This is a genomic window from Arthrobacter sp. MYb221 (assembly GCF_002979835.1).
Taxonomy (GTDB): Bacteria; Actinomycetota; Actinomycetes; order Actinomycetales; family Micrococcaceae; genus Glutamicibacter.
Map to the genome: position 1 here is coordinate 162,699 of NZ_PCPW01000006.1, position 21,486 is coordinate 184,184.

18 protein-coding genes are annotated in these 21,486 nt (G+C 61.8%); 6 read left to right on the forward strand and 12 right to left on the reverse strand.

The window, feature by feature from the left end; genetic code table 11:
• Positions 1-109 precede the first annotated feature (109 nt).
• Positions 110-1,123 (reverse strand): LacI family DNA-binding transcriptional regulator, encoded by a 1,014-nt coding sequence (locus CQ015_RS09505; protein WP_105650003.1) that lies wholly within the window; start codon positions 1,121-1,123, stop codon positions 110-112.
• 5 nt (positions 1,124-1,128) lie between these two features.
• Positions 1,129-2,337: a Gfo/Idh/MocA family protein gene (locus CQ015_RS09510; RefSeq protein WP_105650034.1), complete on the reverse strand. Its 1,209-nt coding sequence runs from the start codon at positions 2,335-2,337 to the stop codon at positions 1,129-1,131.
• A gap of 360 nt (positions 2,338-2,697) precedes the next feature.
• On the opposite strand from CQ015_RS09510, the gene CQ015_RS09515 reads away from it, so the two are divergent.
• The gene (locus CQ015_RS09515) at positions 2,698-3,438 is read left to right on the forward strand and encodes a GntR family transcriptional regulator (protein WP_105650004.1); all 741 of its coding nucleotides are present in this window, start codon (positions 2,698-2,700) and stop codon (positions 3,436-3,438) included.
• 32 nt (positions 3,439-3,470) lie between these two features.
• Positions 3,471-4,373 (forward strand): 5-deoxy-glucuronate isomerase, encoded by a 903-nt coding sequence (gene iolB / locus CQ015_RS09520; RefSeq protein ID WP_105650005.1) that lies wholly within the window; start codon positions 3,471-3,473, stop codon positions 4,371-4,373.
• A 93-nt stretch (positions 4,374-4,466) separates the two neighbouring features.
• On the opposite strand, the gene CQ015_RS09525 is transcribed toward iolB, so the two are convergent.
• Positions 4,467-5,261, reverse strand: a complete 795-nt coding sequence (locus CQ015_RS09525) for a TIM barrel protein (RefSeq protein ID WP_096282770.1) — start codon at positions 5,259-5,261, stop codon at positions 4,467-4,469.
• Complete coding sequence (locus tag CQ015_RS09530) at positions 5,258-6,349, reverse strand: Gfo/Idh/MocA family oxidoreductase (protein WP_105650006.1); 1,092 nt, start codon at positions 6,347-6,349, stop codon at positions 5,258-5,260. Before CQ015_RS09530 ends, CQ015_RS09525 begins: the two co-directional genes overlap by 4 nt.
• A 96-nt stretch (positions 6,350-6,445) precedes the next feature.
• Here CQ015_RS09530 and CQ015_RS09535 point away from each other — a divergent pair, with 96 nt between their 5' ends.
• The gene (locus CQ015_RS09535; RefSeq protein WP_096282774.1) at positions 6,446-7,447 is read left to right on the forward strand and encodes a LacI family DNA-binding transcriptional regulator; all 1,002 of its coding nucleotides are present in this window, start codon (positions 6,446-6,448) and stop codon (positions 7,445-7,447) included.
• Between the two features lie 62 nt (positions 7,448-7,509).
• On the opposite strand, the gene CQ015_RS09540 is transcribed toward CQ015_RS09535, so the two are convergent.
• The 8 genes from CQ015_RS09540 to iolC form a co-directional block, all read right to left on the reverse strand.
• Positions 7,510-9,000, reverse strand: a complete 1,491-nt coding sequence (locus CQ015_RS09540) for a sugar porter family MFS transporter (RefSeq protein ID WP_105650007.1) — start codon at positions 8,998-9,000, stop codon at positions 7,510-7,512.
• Positions 9,001-9,418: 418 nt separating this feature from the next.
• Positions 9,419-10,303, reverse strand: coding sequence for a sugar phosphate isomerase/epimerase (locus CQ015_RS09545; protein WP_105650008.1), 885 nt, complete (start codon positions 10,301-10,303; stop codon positions 9,419-9,421).
• Positions 10,304-10,310: 7 nt separating this feature from the next.
• Positions 10,311-11,324 (reverse strand): Gfo/Idh/MocA family protein, encoded by a 1,014-nt coding sequence (locus CQ015_RS09550; protein WP_105650009.1) that lies wholly within the window; start codon positions 11,322-11,324, stop codon positions 10,311-10,313.
• Positions 11,325-11,378: 54 nt separating this feature from the next.
• Complete coding sequence (locus tag CQ015_RS09555; protein ID WP_105650010.1) at positions 11,379-12,299, reverse strand: sugar phosphate isomerase/epimerase; 921 nt, start codon at positions 12,297-12,299, stop codon at positions 11,379-11,381.
• Between the two features lie 92 nt (positions 12,300-12,391).
• Positions 12,392-13,906, reverse strand: a complete 1,515-nt coding sequence (locus CQ015_RS09560) for a CoA-acylating methylmalonate-semialdehyde dehydrogenase (protein WP_105650011.1) — start codon at positions 13,904-13,906, stop codon at positions 12,392-12,394.
• A gap of 62 nt (positions 13,907-13,968) precedes the next feature.
• Positions 13,969-15,897: a 3D-(3,5/4)-trihydroxycyclohexane-1,2-dione acylhydrolase (decyclizing) gene (gene iolD / locus CQ015_RS09565; RefSeq protein WP_105650012.1), complete on the reverse strand. Its 1,929-nt coding sequence runs from the start codon at positions 15,895-15,897 to the stop codon at positions 13,969-13,971.
• 30 nt (positions 15,898-15,927) lie between these two features.
• Positions 15,928-16,857: a deoxyribose-phosphate aldolase gene (locus CQ015_RS09570; RefSeq protein WP_096282787.1), complete on the reverse strand. Its 930-nt coding sequence runs from the start codon at positions 16,855-16,857 to the stop codon at positions 15,928-15,930.
• 2 nt (positions 16,858-16,859) lie between these two features.
• Complete coding sequence (gene iolC / locus CQ015_RS09575; protein WP_105554007.1) at positions 16,860-17,852, reverse strand: 5-dehydro-2-deoxygluconokinase; 993 nt, start codon at positions 17,850-17,852, stop codon at positions 16,860-16,862.
• A gap of 339 nt (positions 17,853-18,191) precedes the next feature.
• Between iolC and CQ015_RS09580 the strand changes: the two genes are divergently transcribed.
• The 3 genes from CQ015_RS09580 (at position 18,192) to CQ015_RS09590 (ending at position 21,484) form a co-directional block, all read left to right on the forward strand.
• On the forward strand, positions 18,192-19,199 hold the full coding sequence (locus CQ015_RS09580; RefSeq protein ID WP_105650013.1) for a LacI family DNA-binding transcriptional regulator: 1,008 nt from the start codon (positions 18,192-18,194) through the stop codon (positions 19,197-19,199).
• A gap of 102 nt (positions 19,200-19,301) precedes the next feature.
• Positions 19,302-20,474: a Gfo/Idh/MocA family protein gene (locus tag CQ015_RS09585; RefSeq protein WP_181148324.1), complete on the forward strand. Its 1,173-nt coding sequence runs from the start codon at positions 19,302-19,304 to the stop codon at positions 20,472-20,474.
• Positions 20,471-21,484 (forward strand): sugar phosphate isomerase/epimerase, encoded by a 1,014-nt coding sequence (locus CQ015_RS09590; protein ID WP_105569348.1) that lies wholly within the window; start codon positions 20,471-20,473, stop codon positions 21,482-21,484. The genes CQ015_RS09585 and CQ015_RS09590 overlap by 4 nt, the downstream gene beginning before the upstream one ends.
• The last annotated feature ends 2 nt before the right edge of the window (positions 21,485-21,486 follow it).

Here is a 21,486-nt window from a genome sequence, read left to right on the forward strand (position 1 = left end):
GTCTGCGCGACAAAAAGCGATCCGTCAAGACTTTGTAAAGACATGAGGATGTGAAGACGAGAACTTTGCGACCTTCAACAGGCGAAGCCAGGTGCTGCTTCCTCCTGGTTCAACGGCGCGGAAGGGATGAAGAACGCACGATAAGCCGTGGCGGAATCATCAATTGACGTGCAAATTTTCCGTCCGGATTCCGCATCAACTGGAGAAGCAGCCGCACGCTGCTGCGACCGAGGTCTTGCGAATCCGAGTCGACGCTGGTCAACGAGATTCTCCCCAGCGACGATAGAGAAATATTGTCGTAGCCAGTCACCGCCGCAGACAAGCCAGCCTCATCAAGAGCCTGCAGCGCGCCAAATGCGGAAAGATCATTGAAACAGGCCAGCGCTTCAGGCCGTGCCCCCGAGGCCAGCAACCGCACCACGGCTTCATAGCCGGCCTGAACCGTTGGTCCGGCTTCCACCACCTGCACTTGCTGGCGCAACCCATGGCGCAGCATCGCCCGATGATAGGCAGCTTCGCGCACCGCCGAAACCGGCCCAGCGCCACCGGCGATATGGATGATCCGCTCATTCCCGCAGTGAACCAAGTGGTCAATCACCAAGCCAAAGCCCTGCTCATCATCTACTGAAACCGCAGCAGTATTTGATTGCGCCTGACGCCCGCTGCCCACAAATACAGCGGGAGTCTCACCCAACGCGGCTTCGAAGCTGGCTGCATCATCGGCTGATCCAACGACGAGGATTCCACTGACCCGCAAATCGCGCAGGGCCTGCAATTCCGCGGGGCCAACACCCAGACCATCGTGGATCGCGGCCGCACTGAACAGCACGTCACACCCCACTGCTTGCAACTGTTCGCGAACCACTTCCGCGACGGTCAGAACCCAGGGATTATGCAGTTCCCCTAGGACGACACCAATGGCATGCCGGTTCGCGGCAACCAGCGAGCGAGCCGCCAGGTTGGGCTGATAGCCCAACTCGCGGATGGAGTCCTCTACCAGCGAACGCCGCAGCGAACTGACCCTGCTCGGATCCGAGAGCACCAGGGACACCAATGATTTGGAGACCCCGGCCCGCTTGGCGACGTCTCGGATCGTGGGGCGGCGGCGCGGCGAGTCAGGCATGGCGGTCAGTATTGCACAGTCGCAGCGCGCACCGACTCATCCAGCGCCTGCCATGTGCCGCTTGCGGCAGATGCTTCGGCCGCTTCCACCAGTGCGGCCGCTGCCACCGCATCGGCGATGGTGGAGTTCGCTTTCTCGCCACCGCAGACAGCCAGCAGGAACTTCTTAGCCTCGATGGTCTTGAGGTCATCAAAGCCCATCGCATTTCCCGGGCCTGGCTGGAACCGGGAGTATTCGCCATGTTTTGGCGAGCCAATCACCGTCGTGAATCCCTGTTCGTCATTGTCTCGACCGAGCACGACCTCCAGTTCATTCAAGCGTTCAAAATCCCACTTGACCGAACCTTCCGTGCCGTAGATTTCGAGTCGATAGCCGCACTGCGGGCCCACGGCCACTCGGGATGCCTCAATAGTTCCGATCGCGCGGCCCGCCACGCCTTCTGGGCTGAAACGCAGCAACGCGGCGGCGTAGTCCTCATTCTCGACTTCACCTTGTTCGCCGCCTTCGATCAGGTCGAAGTGCGTGCCCTGTCCCATGGACAGTTTCGGCCGGGATGGGATCATGACGTTGGTTGATGCGGAAATGCTCCGGATGGGGCCAACAACATGACTGCATAGATCTGCTGCATGGCTGAATAGGTCAGCAAGCACGCCGCTGCCGGCAAGTTCCCGGTTGAAGCGCCACGACAGAGCCGCACGGGGGTCTGCCGCATATCCGGCAAGGAAGCTGGCGCGGACATTGGTGATGGATCCCAACCGGCCCTCGCGCACCAGCTGGCGCGCTCGTTCTATAGCTGGCGCATGGCGGTAGTTGAAGCCGATGGAGGTGACTACGCCGTTGCGGATGGCGGCTTGCTCGATAGCCTGCGTTTCGGCCAGGCTTCGACCAGCGGGCTTTTCGATCCAGAAGTGCTTCCCGGCCTCAGCTGCGGCGATCGCCATTTCGGCGTGCAGGAAGTTCGGTGCGCAAATCGAGACGACATCCACTTCGGGATCTGCGAGCACCTGGTGGTAGTCCAGCGTTCCGCGTTCAAAGCCCAGCGCTGAGATCGCGAAGTCGACTCGTGACTGCTCGGTATCCGCGGCTGCGACCAGCCTTGGCTTGATTCCCAACTCTGGATAGACATAGGGCACTGAGCTGTAGGCGCGAGCGTGCAGCTTGCCCATCCAACCCACCGAGATCAGCCCCACGCCGATGCTGCGCTGTTCGTTCATGATTTTCTCCTGTCTGTGGCGCTTCACGCCGTGATTCCCTGCGGCCTCCGCGGCTTGTCCCAAGTCTTGGACCGTTCCAAAAACCATATGTTCCGCTCGAAGCCTTGGGCAATGAAATTCGGCAGAATTTTTGTCAGGACAATTGGACAAACGGACCATATTGTCCAAATTCCCTTGTCGCGATCGCATTTCAGGTCCAAAGCGACGCTTGGCCAAGCGTTTGGCCTTCATCACCGCGCAGCGAAAAAGCCATGGATCGCGAAGATATCCAGCCAAGAGATGCCCAAATCATGAACTTTCATATAGAGTTTGTCCTGTCAAAGCGACATATCCAGACAAGGTCGCCGGCAAGGAGCAACTGTGAGCACACCCCTGAGCATCAAGATCGACCGATCGTCACCGATTCCCCTCTACCACCAGGTAGCGCAAGGCATCGAGGGCGCGATCCGCGACGGTTCGCTGGCCTCGGGCACTCGACTGGAAAATGAGATCGAGCTCGCCCAGCGACTGCGGCTTTCACGCCCCACCATTCGCAAGGCCATGGACGACCTCGTCCAGTCCGGCCTTCTGGTGCGCAAGCGCGGTGTGGGAACGCAGGTTGTTTCCAGCCAGATCCGGCGGCACCTTGAACTATCCAGCCTGAATGATGACCTCGAGCGCGCCGGAAAGAAGCCTTCTACCAGCTTGCTCAGCTTTGAACATATTCCAGCTCCAACGGAGATCCAGGAACTTCTCTCACTGCCCAAGGATGTCTGCGTTTACCACTTCACCCGGCTGCGTTCTGCCAGCGGAAGCCCACTGGCACTGATGGAGAACTGGGTTCGCGACGACATTGTTGAGCTGGATGAAAAGTCCCTGCAAGCACATGGCCTGTACGAGCTTCTGCGTGAAGCAGGGGTCAACTTCCGGCTGGCCCAGCAGCGCATCGGGGCGACCACCGCCGACGATATCCAAGCCAAGGCCTTGGACACGGCGGCAGGTTCGGCCCTGGTGACCATGCAGCGCACTGCCGTGGATGACACCGGGCGCAACGTGGAGACCGGTGCCCACGTATATCGCGCTGATGCCTACAGCTTTGAAATGACCTTGGTGCAACGCTAGGCACCTGGCACCGCCGTCGAAAGGAATGACTGATGACCGATTGGATTTACCCTGCAGGTTCCACCGCCAACGGAGACTGGAGCATCTCGCTCGGCGCCCATGACTCGACCGCTTCCATCGAGGGCTGGGCCCACACCGGGCTCAAGGTAGCCGAGCTGGCTCCCGGTCAAACAGTCGAACTGGCGGCCACCGCCGAAGAACGCATTGTCGTCCCGCTCAGCGGCGCATCATTCAACGTCGCTATCGCAGGCAAAGAATATGTTCTCAGCGGTCGCGAATCAGTCTTTGCCGGACCAGCTGATGCCCTCTACACCGGCATCAACACAGCGCTGTCCATCAGCTCAGCCGAGGGGGGCCGGGTCGCCGTAGCGCTGGCCCCGGCCAAGCAGTCCTACCCAACCCGCCTGATCAAGGCCGAAGAGATTCCGGTGGAGCTGCGCGGAGCAGGAAACTGCTCCCGCCAAGTCCATAACTTCGGCACCCCGGCCGCACTGGAAGCAGACCGTTTCATCGTCTGCGAAGTCATTACTCCGGCGGGCAACTGGTCTTCCTATCCACCGCATAAGCATGATCAGGAGAAGGAAGGCGAGACCAGCCTCGAGGAAATCTATTACTTCGAGACGCAACTAGCCCAGGGCATGCCCGCCGAAGCGGCCACCGATCCCATCGGCTATGCGCGCGTTTATGCCTCGGATGAACGCCCCATTGACGTTAATGCCGAAGTCCGCACCGGGGACGTTGTCTTGGTCCCCTACGGCTGGCATGGTCCAGCCATGGCGGGACCGGGTTATGACCTTTACTATCTGAACGTCATGGCCGGCCCGGGACGCGTGCGCGATTGGCTGATCAGCGATGATCCCCACCATGGCTGGATCCGCCAGACTTGGGATTCGCAGAGCATGGATCCGCGATTGCCCTTCGGAGCCGGCGCGTAGCCACCCGGGTTGCAAAGCCCAGCGGCGGCAGCAGGATCCCCTGCTGCCGCCGCTGGGCTTTAACTCTCAATCCTCCGCCCGGTACATGATCCCCTAGCGCGCCACGGGCCTGGCCAGCGGTTCAAAAGCCTGGGCAAAGGCTGCGATGGCAGCATTGGAATCTGCGCTGGCATAGGCTTCCATGCCGATCGGGCCAGAGTAATCCAGATCCGCCAGAGCTTGGGCAACAGCCAGGTAGTTGATTTCCCCGGTGCCCGGCTCGCAACGCCCGGGAACGTCTGCGACCTGGATTTCTCCGATATGCGGCAGTGCCGAACGCACCAGTTCGATGAGGTTTCCCTCGCCAATTTGGGCGTGGTACAGATCAAGCATCATCTTCACGTTCGGGTGACCTACGGCCTTGACCAGAGACATCGTGTCCTTGGCGCGTCCCAGCGGGATGCCCGGGTGATCCAGAATCGTATTCAGGTTCTCCAGCATGAAAGTGACCTGATGTTCTTCGCCGATCCGGCCCAGTTCCTCCAGGGTTCGCGCTGCGGTGAGCCACATGTCTCCGGTAGCCCGAAAACGTGGGATGGCGGCCTGCCCATCAATGAGCTGAGCCGGATGCACTACCAGCCGGTTGATGCCCAGCTGCCGGGCTGCCGGGATCAATTCCTTGGCGGTGCGAACCACTTCGTGCGCGCTGTCCGGATCGCAGAGGCTTCCTTCGCTGTAGCCTGTCATGGAGCCGAAGCGGGCCCCGGTGGCCGCCAACGCAGCAAGGTCCTTGTCCCTGATATCCCAGAGCTCGATTTCAAAGCCTGCCTCATCCAGGCGCTTGACCCGGTCGATCAGCGGAAGATCCAGGAAGACCATTTCGGCACAGACCGCCAGTTGCGCACTCATGCGTTCACCGCAAGGCGGGTGGCCGATTCCAGCTTCACCGGCAGACCGGTTTCCGAGGATTCCAAGGCCGCCAGGGCCACGCGCAGCGCCGCGCGTGCGTCCGCGCCGGTGGGGACCGCCAGGCCCGCGTCGGCCGAACCGTCGCGCAGGCCACGGATCTTGCGGGCGAAGATCGAGAGCTGCTCGCGGTAGGCCTGGGCGAAGAGCTCGATGTTCAGCCGTTCGGTTGGCGCATGGGCCCCCGCGCTGTCAAAGCTGGCCGCTGCCAGCTGCACTGGATTCCCTGCCTGCACCATGCCCTTTGAACCAAAGACTTCTCCGCGCACGTCGTATCCGTAGCTGGCCGAGAAGTTCGCCTCGGCCACTGCAATTGCTCCGTTCGAGTAGCGCAGGCTCACCACGGCGGTATCCAGCAAACCGGCATCCCGGTGCTCTGGCGCCACCAATGCATCGGCCATGACGTGGACTTCCACGGCTTCTGCACCCGGGTTCAGCCAGTTCAGCGTGTCAAAATCGTGGATCAGGGTTTCGGTGAAAATCACGTGCGAGCGGATCTTCGCCGCGTTGGGCAACCCGCCTGCAACTTCTGGATCGCGGGTCAGCGACCGCAGCAGCTGAGGGGTGCCGATTGCACCGGAATACACCTGTTCTGCCACGGCAGCGAAGTCGCGGGAGAAGCGCCGGTTGAAACCGATCTGCAGCAGCACTCCGGAATCCTCCACTGCTTTCAAGGCGGTGTCGAGATCTGACAGCGCGTGCGCTGCCGGCTTTTCGCAGAAGATGTGCTTTCCCGCCGCGGCGGCCTGGGCGATCAAGCCGGCATGGAAGCTTGAAGGCGCGCCGATGACCACAGCGTCTACGGTTTCGTCGGCAAACACGTCCGCAATGTCTTCGGTGTAGTTCGTGCAACCCAGTTCTGCGGCCAGTTCGGCGGCGCGGCCTGGTGCCGGATCTGCCACGACGTGCAGTTGTGCATCTGGCAGGTGCTGTGCCACAGTGCGGGCGTGGAATGCGCCGATCCACCCGGTGCCGATGACCGCAATGCGCAGTGGCCGTGCGGAATTTTCTGGCAGGGATTGGTAAGCCATGGAGCGTCTCCTAGAACGTTCTAGATAAAGTGTTCAGGAAAATCATGGCACACTGGATAGCAGGTGTCTATAACGTTCTAGAAGAAAGTTCCGCCAATGCCGCATGCATCTGCGCCACGCCCCGCCAAACGCCCTACGTTGGCCGACGTCGCCCGCGCCTCAGGGGTCTCGGTAGCACTGGCCTCGATCGTGCTGCGCGAGGCTGAGGGCGCCAGCGGAGAATCCCGGGCCCGGGTCAAGCAGGCCGCCGCGGATTTGGGCTACCGCCCGGACTCGCGTGCACGGTCGCTGCGCAGCAGCCGCAGCAGAACGCTTGGCCTGGCCCTGGCGCTGGGAGAGCCGCTGCACGCGGAACTGGCAGATGCTTTATACGCGCAGGCGGACCAGAGCGGATTTGAAATCATTCTAGGCGCCACCGGCAGACACCGAGATGAACGCCGTGTGCTCAATACCCTCATCGACGCCGGCGTCGAGGCGGTGATCGGGGTGTTCCCCGAACTGCCAGCCGCGCAGCTGGTCCAGGTGTCCAAACAGCTTCCCGTCATCAGCCTGCTGCGCAAGGTCAAAGGCATCCCCTCGGTCATTACCGACGAGGCTGCCGGCGTTGAACAAGTCGTCAGCCATTTGGTGCAGCGCGGCCACACTCGGCTGCTGCATCTGGATGGCGGTTCCGCCGTCTCGGCGAAACAGCGGCGAGATGCCTTCATCGAATCCGCTGCCCGCGCCAACGCCAGCGGCCAGATCCTTCCAGCGGGTTCTGACGAGGCGACCGCTTTTGCGGTCCTGCGAGAGTATCTGGAGAAAACGCCCCAGGCCGAACGCGCCACGGCGGTACTGGCCTTTAATGACCGCGCGGCGCTCGGCGCCCGGCAAGCCATAGATCTTGCGGGCCTGCAGGTTCCCGAGCAGATCTGCCTTGCCGGATATGACGACAGCGAATTCGCCAGGCTTGCGCATGCCGATCTGACCAGCGTTCGCCAAGATGTCGCAGCCCTGGCTCAGGCCGCCATGCAGGCGGCCCTGAATTCCCCGGGAGCATCCAGCACCCATGCGCCGCAGCTGGTGGTGCGCGGCAGTACCGGACAGCGCCGGGCATAGCGGTGGGCCCAGCCCTGCCAATTGGCGGGGCTGGGCTCACTAGCTCAGCGAATGGTCGCGCCTTAGGCGTTGACCGCCGGCTTGACTTGGTAGATCGCTCCTGTGGAGACGTCCTCTTCCAGGGCTTCCAGTGAGCGTCCGCGGGTTTCGGGAACCTGGGTGGCCACGAAGATCAGCGCCAGCACACCGATGCCTGCGAAGATGAAGAATGATCCGGTAATTCCGACACCGGAGACCAAAGAGGGGAAGAACAGCGCCAGCACACCGTTGGTGGCCCACCCGAAGAACACCGAGATGCCAATTCCCAGCCCGCGCATATGCAGCGGGAAGACTTCAGCCAGCCACACCCAGACAGCCACGTTGAGGAATGTCTGCATGGACATCACGAAGGCAACCACCAAGATCAGGATCACCACTGGTCGGATAGGGCTGCCGACCGGCAGCAGCATGCCCGCGATGGCTACCAGCAGGTGGCAGGTGGTGGTCAGCGCCAAGCCGATCAGGAAAGTCTTGCGGCGGTCCATACGGTCCATATTGCGCAGGGCGATGATGCCGCCAATCACGGCAACCACGCCGAAGGCGATATTCGCCAGGACTGCCTGCTGCTCTGACATGCCGGACTCTTCCAGCACGCGTGTTCCGTAGTACATGATCGAGTTGATGCCGGTGAGCTGCTGAGTCATGGAAACGCCGATGCCGATGGCGACGATGCGCAGCAACCACTTGTTTTTCAGCACGGCCTTGATGCCCACCGGCTTGTTGTTCCGCTTTTCCTCGTCGGCAACGATCTCGATCTCGTGGACTTCGGCCAGTGCACGCTCAGGCGAACGCACTGTCTTGAGCACTCGCAGCGCCTCGGCATAGCGGCGCTTTTCCACGAGCCAGCGCGGAGATTCAGGCATGCGCAGCATGCCGAAGAACAACGCCAGCGCTGGCAGTGCGCAAATTGCGAACATGATGCGCCAGACGCCATCCACGGTTCCACCCAGGACGGTTTCAATGATCGCGTTCATCACGAAGGCGGCCAACTGACCCGAGACAATGGCCAGCTCATTGCGACCGGTGATGGATCCTCGAATTTCATACGGGGCCAATTCGGCCAAGTAGATCGGCACGACCGTGGATGCGCCACCCACGGCCAATCCGAGCATGATGCGTCCGGCGATCAGAACACCAAAACCCAGTGGTGAGAAAGTTCCCGCTTCCGGGCCGGCAGGCGAGAAGACTACGAGCAAGGTTCCGGCAAAGAACAGGACTGCCAGCAAGATGATGGTCTTGCGCCGACCCCATACATCGGCAATTTGTCCGCCGATGAGCGCTCCGAACGCGGCGGCGAAGACCAGTGAGCTGATCACCACGCCAACTTGCAGAAGGTTCAGTCCGAGTTCCGCTGCCATGGGACCTTCGGCGCCATTGGCAACACCGGTGTCGTATCCGAAAAGCAATCCGCCAAAACAGGCGATGATGGAGATCAAACCGAGTCGCTTAACATGAGGCCCCGCGGTGAGGGGCGGCAGGCTTGACTCTGCAGAAGCTTGCTGCGCACTAGACATGGGAACTCCTTTGGATTGCCCGGGTGAAAGCATTACTGGCCTTGGGCCATCCATCGGATCGACTGCGATCCGGCTTCCTCCACTCGGTTCGACTGGAACCAATTCGCATCATTCTGGTTCCTTGCCGATAACTGAAAGTGATGGGCTTCACAGCCCCTATGTAAGGACAATACGTCATCAGTGTTTAGCGAGCAAGCATTATTGGCTATTAAGTCCTGACAAATGCCGTTTTTCTTGCCGCTCCGGCCCTGCCGACCGCTAGTTCCCGAGACTGTACGCACAAATCAATCTGGAATTCTGCGAGCTCTTCTCGAGCCGCCCTGTGCTCAGGATGACTCCCGGGCCGGACGACGAAAGCCGAACCCGCAAGGGTTCGGCTTTCGTCATCCGGCAACTCAACTTGGCGTTGCCTGATTTGCTAGGAACGCGCAGCTTGGGCGGAAGCTACACGGCTGCGCATCTGCTCCAACTGGAATTTGGAGACTTCAACGGCGTTCTCGTTCTCGGCAAATACGCTGGAGACCATGACGCTCTCCTCACGGTCGGTGAAGCCATTGGCCACCAGACCGGAGAAGAATCCATCCCAGTCCACGTCCCCATCACCAAGCTTCAGGTGCTGGTGCACGCGCACCGGATTGCCCGGCGGATTGGTGATGTAGCGCAACCCGTGCGAGGCATGATGGTTCATCGTGTCAGACACATGCACCACTCGCAGCCGCTCCCCCACGGTCTGCATGATTTCCAGCGGTTCATCCTTCATATGGAAGGAATGAGAGGCGACGTAGACAAAGGACAGATTCGGCGAATTCACCCCGCGGATTACCCGCCAAGCAGCCAAGCCTTCCTCGACGAAATCATCCGGATGCGGGTCAATGGCCACGTTAATGCCTTCGCGCTCAATGATCGGCACCAGCTCCTCCATGGAACGGTAGAACGCGGCCTCGGACTCCTCGGCGCGTTCCGGCCGTCCGGAGAATTCCGTGTTCATCTGGTTCACGCCCAAATCCACGGCGATCTGGATGGCGCGCTTCCAATAGCGCACCGCGGCCTGGCGCAAATTCTCCTCGGGCGAGGACCAGCGCAGCACCGGAAGCACCGAAGCGATCCCCACCCCGGTGGCCTTGCACCGGGCAGCGAGCTGCGCGACCAGGTCATCGTCGGCCTTGGGGTGCGTGAAGAACGGAATCATATCCGCATGCGGGGTCAGCTGTATGCAGTCATAGCCCAGCTCCGCTGCCAGTTCCGGGAACTGGAGCAGCGAGTGCGTGGAATGGAACGGGGTCGGGTCCAGTGCGTATTTCATGATGCCCTTAGCTGTAGAGATCCGGCTTGCTGTTCAGCTTGACTGCCACCTTTTCGCCGGTGCGCTGGGCCTCGACTCCAGCCTCGCAGCATGCCGCGGTGGCGTAGCCGTCCCAGGCGCTCGGCCCGCCCAATTCCCCGCGCAGCGCGGCGTCAACCCAGGACTGGATTTCGGTGTCGTAGGCGGCGCCGAAACGCTCCTCGAAGCCCGGGGTGACCTTGCCGCCCCACTGCCCGGCGGTACGCACATACGGTCCGGCGTCATTGCCGATGGACACGATGCCATCTTCAAAGGATGCCTGGGTCGCCACCTCGTAGCCGAACTTCGCGTTGACGTAGATCTCCACGTCGGCGAGCACTCCGGCAGAAGTTTCCAGCAGCACATGCTGTGGGTCATGCTGGCCGTTGGGTGCATTGCGGGTGGCTTTGCCCAAGCGCACCTGCACCGAGGTGATCTCTGCGCCGGTGAAGTAGCGAATGGCATCGAACTCGTGGACCACCGAGTCGTTGATCAGCATCTCATTGGTGAAGCCGTCCGGGGTGGATGGGTTGCGGTGCTGGTGGTGCAGCACCAGCAATTCACCCAGGCTCTCGTCCTCGATCAGCTGGCGCAGCTGCCGGTACTCGGCGTCAAAGCGGCGCATGAAGCCCACCTGGATGCGCTTGCGGCCCAGTCTGGCCTCCGCCTCGACGATCTCCCATGAGGAAGCGGCATCCGGGGTCAGCGGCTTTTCGCACAGCACCGGAATATCGGCAGCAAGCACCGTCAGCAGCGCATCGTGGTGCAAGAAACCGGGGGTCGCCAGCAGTACGGCGTTGACCTTGCCGTCGGCGAGCGCCGCGGGCAGGTCGGTGTAGCCCTTGGCGCCCGGGATGTCTGCGATGGCAGCGTTGACCCGGTCGGTGTCAATATCGACAACGGCCGCCACTTCGGCGCCGGAGATGCGGTGGTGGATGCGCTGGATGTGGTCGGCGCCCATGCGTCCGGCTCCGACGACGGCGACGCGCAGGATTTCTGGCACGATGAGTCCTTTCAAGATTTTTTGGTGGTCCTGGTTTGAGTTAGGCAAGCTGGCCTAGACGCGGGTGTGCGAGCCGCAGCTGAGCAGGTAGTCGCGGGTGCGGGTGGCGATGGGCAGCGGCGCCGTGAAGTCGGCGACCGGGTACATGTCCTGTTCGACAATGCCGAAGATCGGGCGGCCCAGTTTCTCCACTTCCGCCAAGACCTCATTGAGGTCAGGCAGACCCGATGGCGGTTCGCACATGACCCCGGCGAGGTTGGCCGCGGCCCAGGTCAGGTCCTGCGCGCGCACCGTGGCCAGGATGTCCGGGTTGATCTGCTTCAGGTGCAGGTAGCCGATGCGCTCCGGGAAGCGGCGGATCAGATCCACGCTGGACGCCCCGCCGTATTCGGCATGCCCGGTATCCAGGCACAGGGTGGTGAACTGCGGGTCGGTGAGCTCAAGGAACTTCTCGATGTCGCTCTGGCCGCAGACATGCGAGTCGGCGTGGGAGTGGAACTGCTGTTTCAGGCCAAATTCTTCCTGCAGGATCTTGCCCAACCGGTCATGGCCCTTGGCCAGCGAGTCCCAGGCCGCGGCGTCCAGTGTGCCGGATTCGACGGCTTGCCCGGTGACGTCATCGCGCCACATGGCCGGGATCACCACAATATGCTCCCCGCCCATGGCGGCGGTCAGCTCGGCCACCTTGCGGGCTGGCTCCCAGGCTTCCTCCCATGCGCTGGCGCTGCCGTCGATGCCGCGGTGGAAGGCGGTGAAGACGGTGCCGGCGCAGACGTTCAGGTCGCGGGCGGCCAGCTCATCGGCCAGCTGGGCGGGGTCGGTCGGCAGGTACCCGTAGGGACCCAGCTCGATGGTTTTGTAGCCGGCCTCGGCTACCTCGTCGAGGAAGCGCTGCCAGGGTGTCTGCTTGGGGTCATCGGCAAACCAGACGCCCCAGGAGTCGGGGGCAGTTCCAATGGTGATGTTCTGTGCCATGGCATGTACCAGAATCTTTCGATGCTCATTGCCGATGCCGACTGTTTACTGGCCGGCATCGGCACGATGGAAATTAGTTGCAGTGCAGGAACCTAGTTTGAGGGGAAGTTGTACGATGCGGTGGACAGCTGTGCCGGCTCCGGCCACCGCTGCGTTACTGCCTTGCCGCGGGTGTAGAAACGCACACCGTCCGGTCCATAAATGTGGTGCTCGCCAAATAGTGAATTCTTCCAACCACCAAATGAGTGCCATGCCACCGGTACCGGGAGCGGAACGTTTACCCCAACCATGCCCACATGAATACGTCGGGTGTAGTTGCGAGCGTGCGAACCCGAGGAGGTGAAGATTGCGGTGCCGTTGCCGTATGGGTTGGCGTTCACCGTGTCGATGGCTTCATCCAAGGAATCAACGCGAAGCACCACGAGTACCGGGCCGAAAATTTCCTCGGTGTAGGCACTCATTTCTCGGTTCACCCGGTCCAAGATGGTCGGGCCAACGAAGAACCCGTTTTCATGGTCCTTGACCACTAGCTCCCGACCGTCCAAGATGAGCGCGGCACCGGCTTGTTCGGCCTCGCCAACAATCTTCTGCAGGCGAGTCTTTGATGCCGGTGTGATGACCGGTCCCATATCTGCTTTTTCGTCAAAACCGTGGGAGACGTTCACGCCACGGGCTCGTTCGGCTAGCTTGTCCACGAGGATGTCAGCGGCCTCGCCAACGGCCACGGCCACGGAGATCGCCATGCAACGCTGGCCTGCCGAGCCGAATGCCGCAGCATTGATATGGTCTGCAGCCTGCTCCATATCCGCATCCGGCATGATGACCGCGTGGTTCTTGGCACCGCCCAATGCCTGGACGCGCTTTCCGTACTTGGTTGCGGTCTCGTGTACGTACTTGGCAATGGGTGTTGACCCGACAAATGAAATTCCGTCCACATCTGGGTGGGACAGCAAACCATCTACAGTTTCCTTGCCGCCATGCAGCACCTGGAATACTCCGTCGGGAAGCCCCGCCTGCTTGAAAAGCTCGGCAATCAACAGCGCAGCCGAAGGGTCACGCTCGGAAGGCTTGAGGATGAAGGCATTGCCGGTAGCGATGGCAACTGGCGCCATCCACAAGGGAACCATGACCGGGAAGTTGAACGGGGTAATTCCGGCAACTACGCCTAGTGGCTGACGGAATGAGAACACGTCTATGCCGGTGGATACCTGGTCCGAGTACTCCCCCTTGAGTGACTGGGAGATTCCGGCGGCGTATTCCACCACCTCGATACCGCGGGCTACTTCGCCGGCCGCGTCCGAGAGTACCTTGCCGTGCTCGCTGGTTACCAAGCGGGCCAGGTCATCGGTGTGTTCGGTGAGCAGTTGCTGGAAGCGGAACATGACCTTGGTGCGCTTGACGATGGAGACTTCGCCCCAGCTGTCGGCGGCGGCGCGGGCCGCTGCCACGGTCTGGGCCAGGTCTTCGGGGCTAGCCAAATGCAGCTGACCGGTAATTTCGCCGGTTGCCGGGTCGTAAACCGGCTGGGTGGCTGTTCCGCTGCCCGCGGTTGGCTGCCCGTTGATGAAGTGCTTGATGTCGGTAATTTCGGTGGCGGTTGTGCTCATGATTAGCTCTCGTCTTCCTTTAGTAGCGAAAAAGTGTTGGGCCGGCGATAACGTGCGGCGATTCAGCCTAGATAAGGCTTCTGCCGCGCCTTGTGGCTTTCGTAGACTTCACGGGCCTTCGTCGTGGAATCCAGCTCGGATGTTTCACTGACCGGCACGTCCCACCAAGACTGGCTGGAAGGTGCATCGGCGTAGAGATCCGATTCAATATGGATGAGGATTGGGCCGGATCCTTCCGGCGCTGCCTTTGCGGTGGCGATGGCGGCCGCCAGGTCCTCGATGGCCCGATCTCCGGGGGCGATTCTTATGACCTTGACTCCCAATGATTCGGCGTTCAGCGCCAAATCGATTGGCAGCGTTTGCCCCTCGTCGAAGGAGTGCGTTTGGGCGTCCAGTGCACGGTATTTGGTGCCGAAGCGCTGGGATCCCAATGATTCGGAGAGCGACCCGATGGAGGCATAACCGTGGTTCTGGATGAGCACCGTGATCAGTTTGATCCCCTCGGCCACTGCGGTGACCAGTTCGGTGTGCATCATCAGATAGGAGCCGTCGCCGACCATGACCACTACGTCACGGTTCTCCGCGCCGCGCGCGGTCTCCGCAAGCACCGCACGCTTCAGTCCCAGCCCACCGGCGATTTCGTAACCCATGCAGGAGAAGCCGTATTCCACGTGATATCCGAAAGGATCCGAAACCCGCCACATCTTATGCAGGTCTCCGGGCAAAGATCCGGCCGCGCACACTACAACGTCGCGGGAATCCATGGCCTGGTTGGTTGCGCCGATAATGGCATTCTGGCTGACTAGCGGGCTGAGCCTTTCGGCGAATGCCTCATCCACGGTCGCATCCCAACGTTGTTTCTCTTGGGCGGTGAACACCTCAAGAGCGCCTTCCACCCGATACCCGGTGAGCGCTTCGCGCAGGGCAATGAGCGCCTTGCGAGCATCCGCGACGATCGGCAGCACGGTGGCGTGCTTGTACGCATCAAGTGCGGCAACGTTGATATTTACGAACTTCGCTCCGGGGTTTTGGAAGGCCGTGCGGCTGGCCGTGGTGAAGTCCTCATACCGGGTACCAATACCGATGATCAGATCCGCTTCTGCGGCCAACGCGTTGGCCGCAGAAGTACCGGTGGAACCGATGGCTCCTAGCGAATACTTCGAGTCCCAAGGCAGGGCGCCAACGCCGGCTTGGGTATTGCCCACCGGAATTCCGGTGGCCTCAGCGAAGGCCGCAAGCTCCTCGGTCGCATAGGCATAGAGCACTCCGCCACCGGCAACGATCAACGGGCGCTTGGCAGCACGAATCAGCTGCGCAGCCTGAGCTATGTCTTCGGTTTCCGGGGCCGGGCGGCGGATCTTCCAGTCGCGTTCGGCAAAGAACTCTTCCGGGAAATCAAAGGCCTCGGCCTGGACATCCTGCGGCAAGGAGATGGTCACCGCTCCAGTTTCGGCAGGATCGGTGAGCACGCGCAGACCGTGGTGCAGTGCGCTGGCCAGCTGCTCCGGCCGGGTGACCCGGTCAAAGTACTTGGATAGCGGGCGGAAGGCATCATTAACGGTGATGTCGTAGCCGTGCGGCATTTCCAGTTGCTGGAGTACTGGATCGGCGGCACGGGTGGCAAAGGTATCGCTGGGCAAGAGCAATACCGGCAAACGATTAGCGGTGGCCAGCGCGGCACCGGTGAGCAAGTTGGAGGAGCCAGGCCCGATGGAGGTGGAGACCGCATAGGTGGCGCGGCGACGGGTATGCCGGGCATAGGCCACCGCCTGATGCGACTGCGCCTGCTCGTTGCGACCTTGGTAGTACGGCATGAGGCTCGGGTCTTTGAGCTGCCATTGCTTCAGGGCCTGCCCCACCCCGGCGACATTGCCGTGGCCGAAGATGCCGAACATTCCTGGAATCAGGCGCTCTCGATAGGCAGCTCCACCGATGTTGTCCACCGTGTACTGTCGTCCCAGGAATTCTACGACCGCCTGAGCAACGGTCATTCTGCGTGTAGTCATCGAGCTTTGTCCTTCTCAGCTGCGTACAGGAGTGGTGGTGTTCAAGAGCGATGCGGCGGTGGCCACGGCGGCGGCCACATCCCCGTCCTCGGGATACAGCAGGGTCCGGCCCACGGTCAGTCCCTGTACCCCGGGCAGGGCCAGGGCATCCTGCCAGGAGGCGAACACCTTATCGGGACTGCCTGCGGGATCTCCGCCGAGCAGGACCGTGGGCAGGGTGGTGGCGGCCATAACCCGCTCCATTTCCTGGACCACGGGGATTTTCAGCCAGGTGTAGGCGCTGGTTTCGCCCAGTCCGGAGGCGATGCCCATGGACTTGATCACTGCCTCCGGGCGCAGGTCGTTGACTACCTTGCCCTCGGCCCGCTTGGAGATGAACGGTTCGACCATGGCGACCAGCTGGTGCCGAGCCAAATCGGAGACGGCATCGGCGGTGGCAGCCAGGGTTTTCACGGTGTCCGGATCCTCGTAGCTGATCCGGGTGAGCATCTTGCCGCCGTCTGCGCCCAAGGCGGCCAGGGCCGCAGCGCTATGCCCGGTGAAGCGGTCATCAATCTCGTTGACCAGGCCGGCGAGCCCGCCGCGGTTCATCGAGCCGAAAACCAGCTTGCCTTCCAGTGCGCCCAGCAGCAGCAGGTCATCGAGGATATCCGGCGAGGCCAGGACCCCATCGCAGGCGGGGTTCTGCAAGGCGATCCGCAGCCGGTCCAGCAGTTCGCGGCGGTCGGCCATGGCCGTGGCGCGCTTGCCTACGGATAGCGCCCCGCGGGCCGGGTGGTCGGCGGCGATGATGAAGTTCTGCCGGCCCAGCACCGGGCCGGCATGCTTCTGGCGCAGCGAGGCGGCGCGCTGCACCGCTGCCGGGTCTTCTAGCCGCTGGCGGGTGATGGATTCGTAGCGGCGCGGGTCTTCGCGGTCCACGTGCAGGTCGGATGCCTGTTTCATAACTAGACCAGGTCTTTCTGGGAGGCGGGTACGGTGCGGCCGCGCTCGGCCAGCAGGGCGTTCACTTCTTCTGGGTCCGGCATCGCATCGGAGCAAGCGACCTTCGAGGCCACGATCGCCCCAGCGGCATTGGCGTAGTCCAAGACCTGCTCCAGCGGCCAACCGGAGAGCAGGCCGTGGCAGAAGGCGCCGCCGAAGGAGTCGCCGGCGCCCAGTCCGTTGGCGGTCTGCACCGGAACCGGCGCGGAAACCACACGTTCGGTGCGGGTTTTGGCCATGACGCCTTCGGGGCCGAGCTTGACCACGGCGATCTGCACTCCGGCCTCCAGCAGGCGGTCGGCCTGCTCATCCGGGGTTCCTTCTCCAACGGCTACCGAGCATTCGGTATCGTTGCCGATGGCCACCGTGGCCGAGGGCAGAGCCCGGGCTACCTGCTCGCGGGCTTGCTCAACGGAGTCCCAGAACATTGGGCGGTAGTCCAAGTCCAGGATGGTGAACTGCCCTGGGGCCAGCGAACCGGCCGGGCGGGCCTCGTAGGCTTCCAGCTGCGCGGTGCGCGAAGGCTCTCGGCTCAAGCCGGTGACGGTGCTCCAGAAAATCTTGGAGTTCTTGACCGTGTCGAGGTCGATATCGCTGCTTTTGATATTCCAGTCCGGTGCCATCGGGAAGCGTCCGTAGAAGTACAGCGGGAAGTCATCTGGTGGCATGATGGCGCAAAAGGTGACTGGGGTCTGCAAGCTGGCATCGCGGGTGACCTGTGCGCGGTCCACGCCGTAGCGGTCCAATTCGCGTTCCAGGAACGTGCCGAAGTCGTCGTCGCCGATTTTGGTGATCACCCCGGCCGCGCGGCCGTGCCGGGCAGCTGCCACAGCGACGTTGGTGGCAGAGCCACCGAGATACTTGCTGAAGGAGTTCACGTCGGCGAGGGAAACGCCGATGTCGTTCGGGTAGACGTCAACGCTGATGCGTCCGAGGGTGAGTACGTCGTAAGTCACGCAGATCGACGTCCTTTCGAGTCAGAAGTTCAGGGATCGGCCAGCTGCCGAAGATGTGAACGGTGCCACAAGAAATACTTTGCACCATGAATCTAGCTCTGTCAAAGGTTTGTACTGACATATTTACAACATGAGTAACACTGCGAGTGGAAAACCGTGGAATTCTGCGGATATCAACCAGGCCAAGTCGACAAAAGTTTATGGTCTTCTCGAGAACTATGTCCTGACGTTAAGACCTGACTAGTTTGGAATTCCTGCTCCGAAGCTGACGTTGCCGCATTCGAAGCAGGCGGAACGCTAGGCTCTTAACAAGAACCCGGACCAAGCCCAGGAGGCACCATGGCAGCAGGACGCCGCCGCGCGACGATTTACGATGTCGCCCAAGCCGCCGGCGTCTCCAAATCGCTGGTATCCCTGGTGCTGCGCGGCTCCCCCAGCGTCTCCGAACCACGCCGCGCCGCGGTGCTGGCTGCCATCGAGCAGCTGAACTACCGCCCGAGCCAAGCCGCGGCCGCACTGGCCGGTGGCACCAGCCAGACCGTCGGCGTGGTGATCGACGACTACACCAACGTCTGGTTTGTCGAATTGCTTCGCGGGCTGCAAGAAGGTCTGGGCAATGCCGGACTGCGCATCGCCGTCTCGGACCGCACGCTGAACGCGCATGTGGAGTCGGACCCGCTGGATGGATTTCTCAGCACCCGCGTCGAGGCCTTGGTCCTGGCCACCGAACCTACACCGGCCATGCGCTTCCCCTCCCAGATCCCGGTGATCGTGGCAGGTAATCGAGCAACACAGGTGACCGGAGCGGATATTTCAGCAAGCGACGACCGGTTTGGCGCACGTCGAGCCATCGAATACCTGATTTCACTGGGGCATCGGCACATCGGGCACATCGGTGGCGGCGGAGGCGCATCAATGCTCAGGCGCAACGGATACCAAGATGCGATGAGCGCGGCGGACCTGGACGAGCGCATCGTCATCCTCACCCCGCACACCACCGAGGACAGCGGCTATCAGTGCACGAATCAGCTTCTGCGCGAAACCCCGGAAATTACCGCCATCCTGGCCGGCAATGATTCGATGGCCATGGGCGCGCTGGCCGCGGCCCGCGAGAACGGCCTCTCGGTCCCCGAGGATCTGTCGATTATCGGCTACGACAACTCGCCGCTCTCCGGCACGCACCTGCTGCGCTTGACCACCGTGGACAGTCGCAACCGCGAGCTCGGCATGCACGTGGCCGAGCAGGTACTTTCCCGGCTCGCGGACCCTGAACGCGCTGCGCAAAAGGTGTCACTGGAGCCAGCACTGGTTGAGCGCGGCACCTGCGCCCCCGTTCGCCCCGCCTAGATAATCCCCGCTCAATACCCCTTGACCGCCACTTGGATTCGCCTTTACACTTTTTTGGAGCGCTCCAAAATCCCCCTGAACAACTTCCACCCAGGAGAATCCGTGACAAAAAGCATCGGCATCGCCGTCATCGGCGCAGGCATGGCAGGCTTGTCCCACATCGCCGGCTACCGCACCGCCCCCACCCTCTACGAATCCAACCTGCCACCGCTGCGCTACGTCGCGGTGGCCGATGTGAACACCGAGCTCGCAGCCAAAGTTGCCAAACGCTACGGCTACGAAAAGGCACTGGGCTCCTGGCAAGAGGTGGCCAACGATCCGGACATCGATGTCGTTTCGGTAGTGATTGCAAACCGCTTCCACCGCGAAGCCGTTGAAGGTCTGCTGGCCGCCGGCAAGCACGTATTGTGCGAGAAACCGCTGGCCGACACCCTAGAAGAAGCCCAGGCCATGGCCACAGCGGCCCGCAACGCCAACTCCATTGCCCGCGTCGGCTTCACCTTCCGCCGCACCCCGGGTATCGCCACGATCCGGAACCTAATCACCGATGGCACCCTGGGCAAGGTATTGCATTTTTCTGGTCGCTATTGGACCGACTACGGCCACAATCCACAGGCTCCAATGAGCTGGCGGTTCAAGGGTGAGGCCGGCTCTGGCGCACTGGCCGATGTGGGAAGCCACCTGTCTTACATCGCCGAATTCCTGGCAGGCGACATCGTTTCGGTCAGCGGCGGGCAGCTGAGCACCAGCATCACCGAACGCTTCCTGCCGGCCGGCGCCGTGACCGGACACGACCTGGTGAAACTAAGTGATAAATCGGAACCGGTGGAGAACGACGACTATGCGGCGTTCAACGTCCAGTTCGCCGAAGCCTCCGGCAGCCTGGAAGTCTCCCGTGTCGCCGCCGGCCACCCGAACTCACTGGCCTTCGAGGTCTTTTGCGAGAAGGGCGCCGCGCGCTTCAGCCAGCTGCGTCCGTCGGAAATCGAAATCATGCTCAGCGAAGGGCCCTCGGCGACCAACGGCTATCGCACGGTGAACCTCGGTCCGGAGCATGCTTACCTCGGCGGCGGGCTGCCCATGGACGCACCAGGTGTCGGCTTCGGCCAAAACGACGCCTTCAGCTATCAAGCCCGTGCCTTCCTCGACGAAGTCTGCGGCCTGGACACCGACCTTCCCCCGAATGCGACATTCGACGAGGGAGTGCACAATATGCAAATCCTGCAGGCGGTCGTCCAGTCCGCCGGCAACGACGGAAAGAAGGCAGCCCTGTGAAACTCGGTGTATACAACGCAATCCTCCACGACCGCCCCCTGCCCGAAGCGCTCAAGATCATCAAAGACCTGGGACTGACCGGCATCGAGCTGAACACTGGCGGATTCTTGCCAGCAGTCCATGTGCCCAATTTCGACCAGATTCTGCAAAGCGATAGCGCCCGGGACGACTTCCTGGAGATCTTTGACCACGCCGGCGTGCAGATTGCCGGGCTGAACTGCAATGGCAACCCCTTGCATCCCAACCCGGTTATTGGCGACCGGCACGCCGAAGATATCCGCCGCAGCATTAGGCTCGCGCAGCGCCTGGGACAGCATCGTGTTGTGACCATGTCCGGCTTGCCCGGCGGTGAACCGGGTGCCACCCGAGTCAATTGGGTGGTGAACGCTTGGAACTCGGCAGCACTGGAGCAGTTGGATTACCAGTACGGCCTCGCGGCCGAGTTCTGGAAGGAGATGGATATCCTGGCCCAGGACAACAACGTCAAGGTCGCCCTGGAGCTGCACCCGCAGAACCTTGCTTTTAATCCGGCCAGCTTCCGTGAACTCATCGAACGCGCCGGCACCAGCAACATCGGCGTTGAGCTCGATGCCTCGCACCTGTTCTGGCAGCAGATGGATCCCGTGGCCGTGGTTCGGGATCTTGGCTCATGGGTCTTCCATGCCGCCGCCAAAGACGTGCGCATTAACCCGCATGCGGCTATCCAAGGGGTGCTGGACAACAGCTTCCGCAAAAAGAGCGCGGACGAACCACGCACCAATATGGGCGGGGACGAATGGGTTAATGAATGGCCGGATAACTCGGCCTGGGACTTCGTGGCCTTGGGCAAGGGACACGGGACCGCGTTCTGGACCGAGTTCCTGCGTGCCCTGCACGAAGTGGACCCAGAGATGCTGGTGAATATCGAGCACGAGGATACCGAATTGGGTGCAGTTGAGGGGCTTGAGGTGGCCGCCAAGGTACTTCTCGACGCCGATGCTGCGCTGAGGTCTTCGCTGGCTACCCGCTAGCA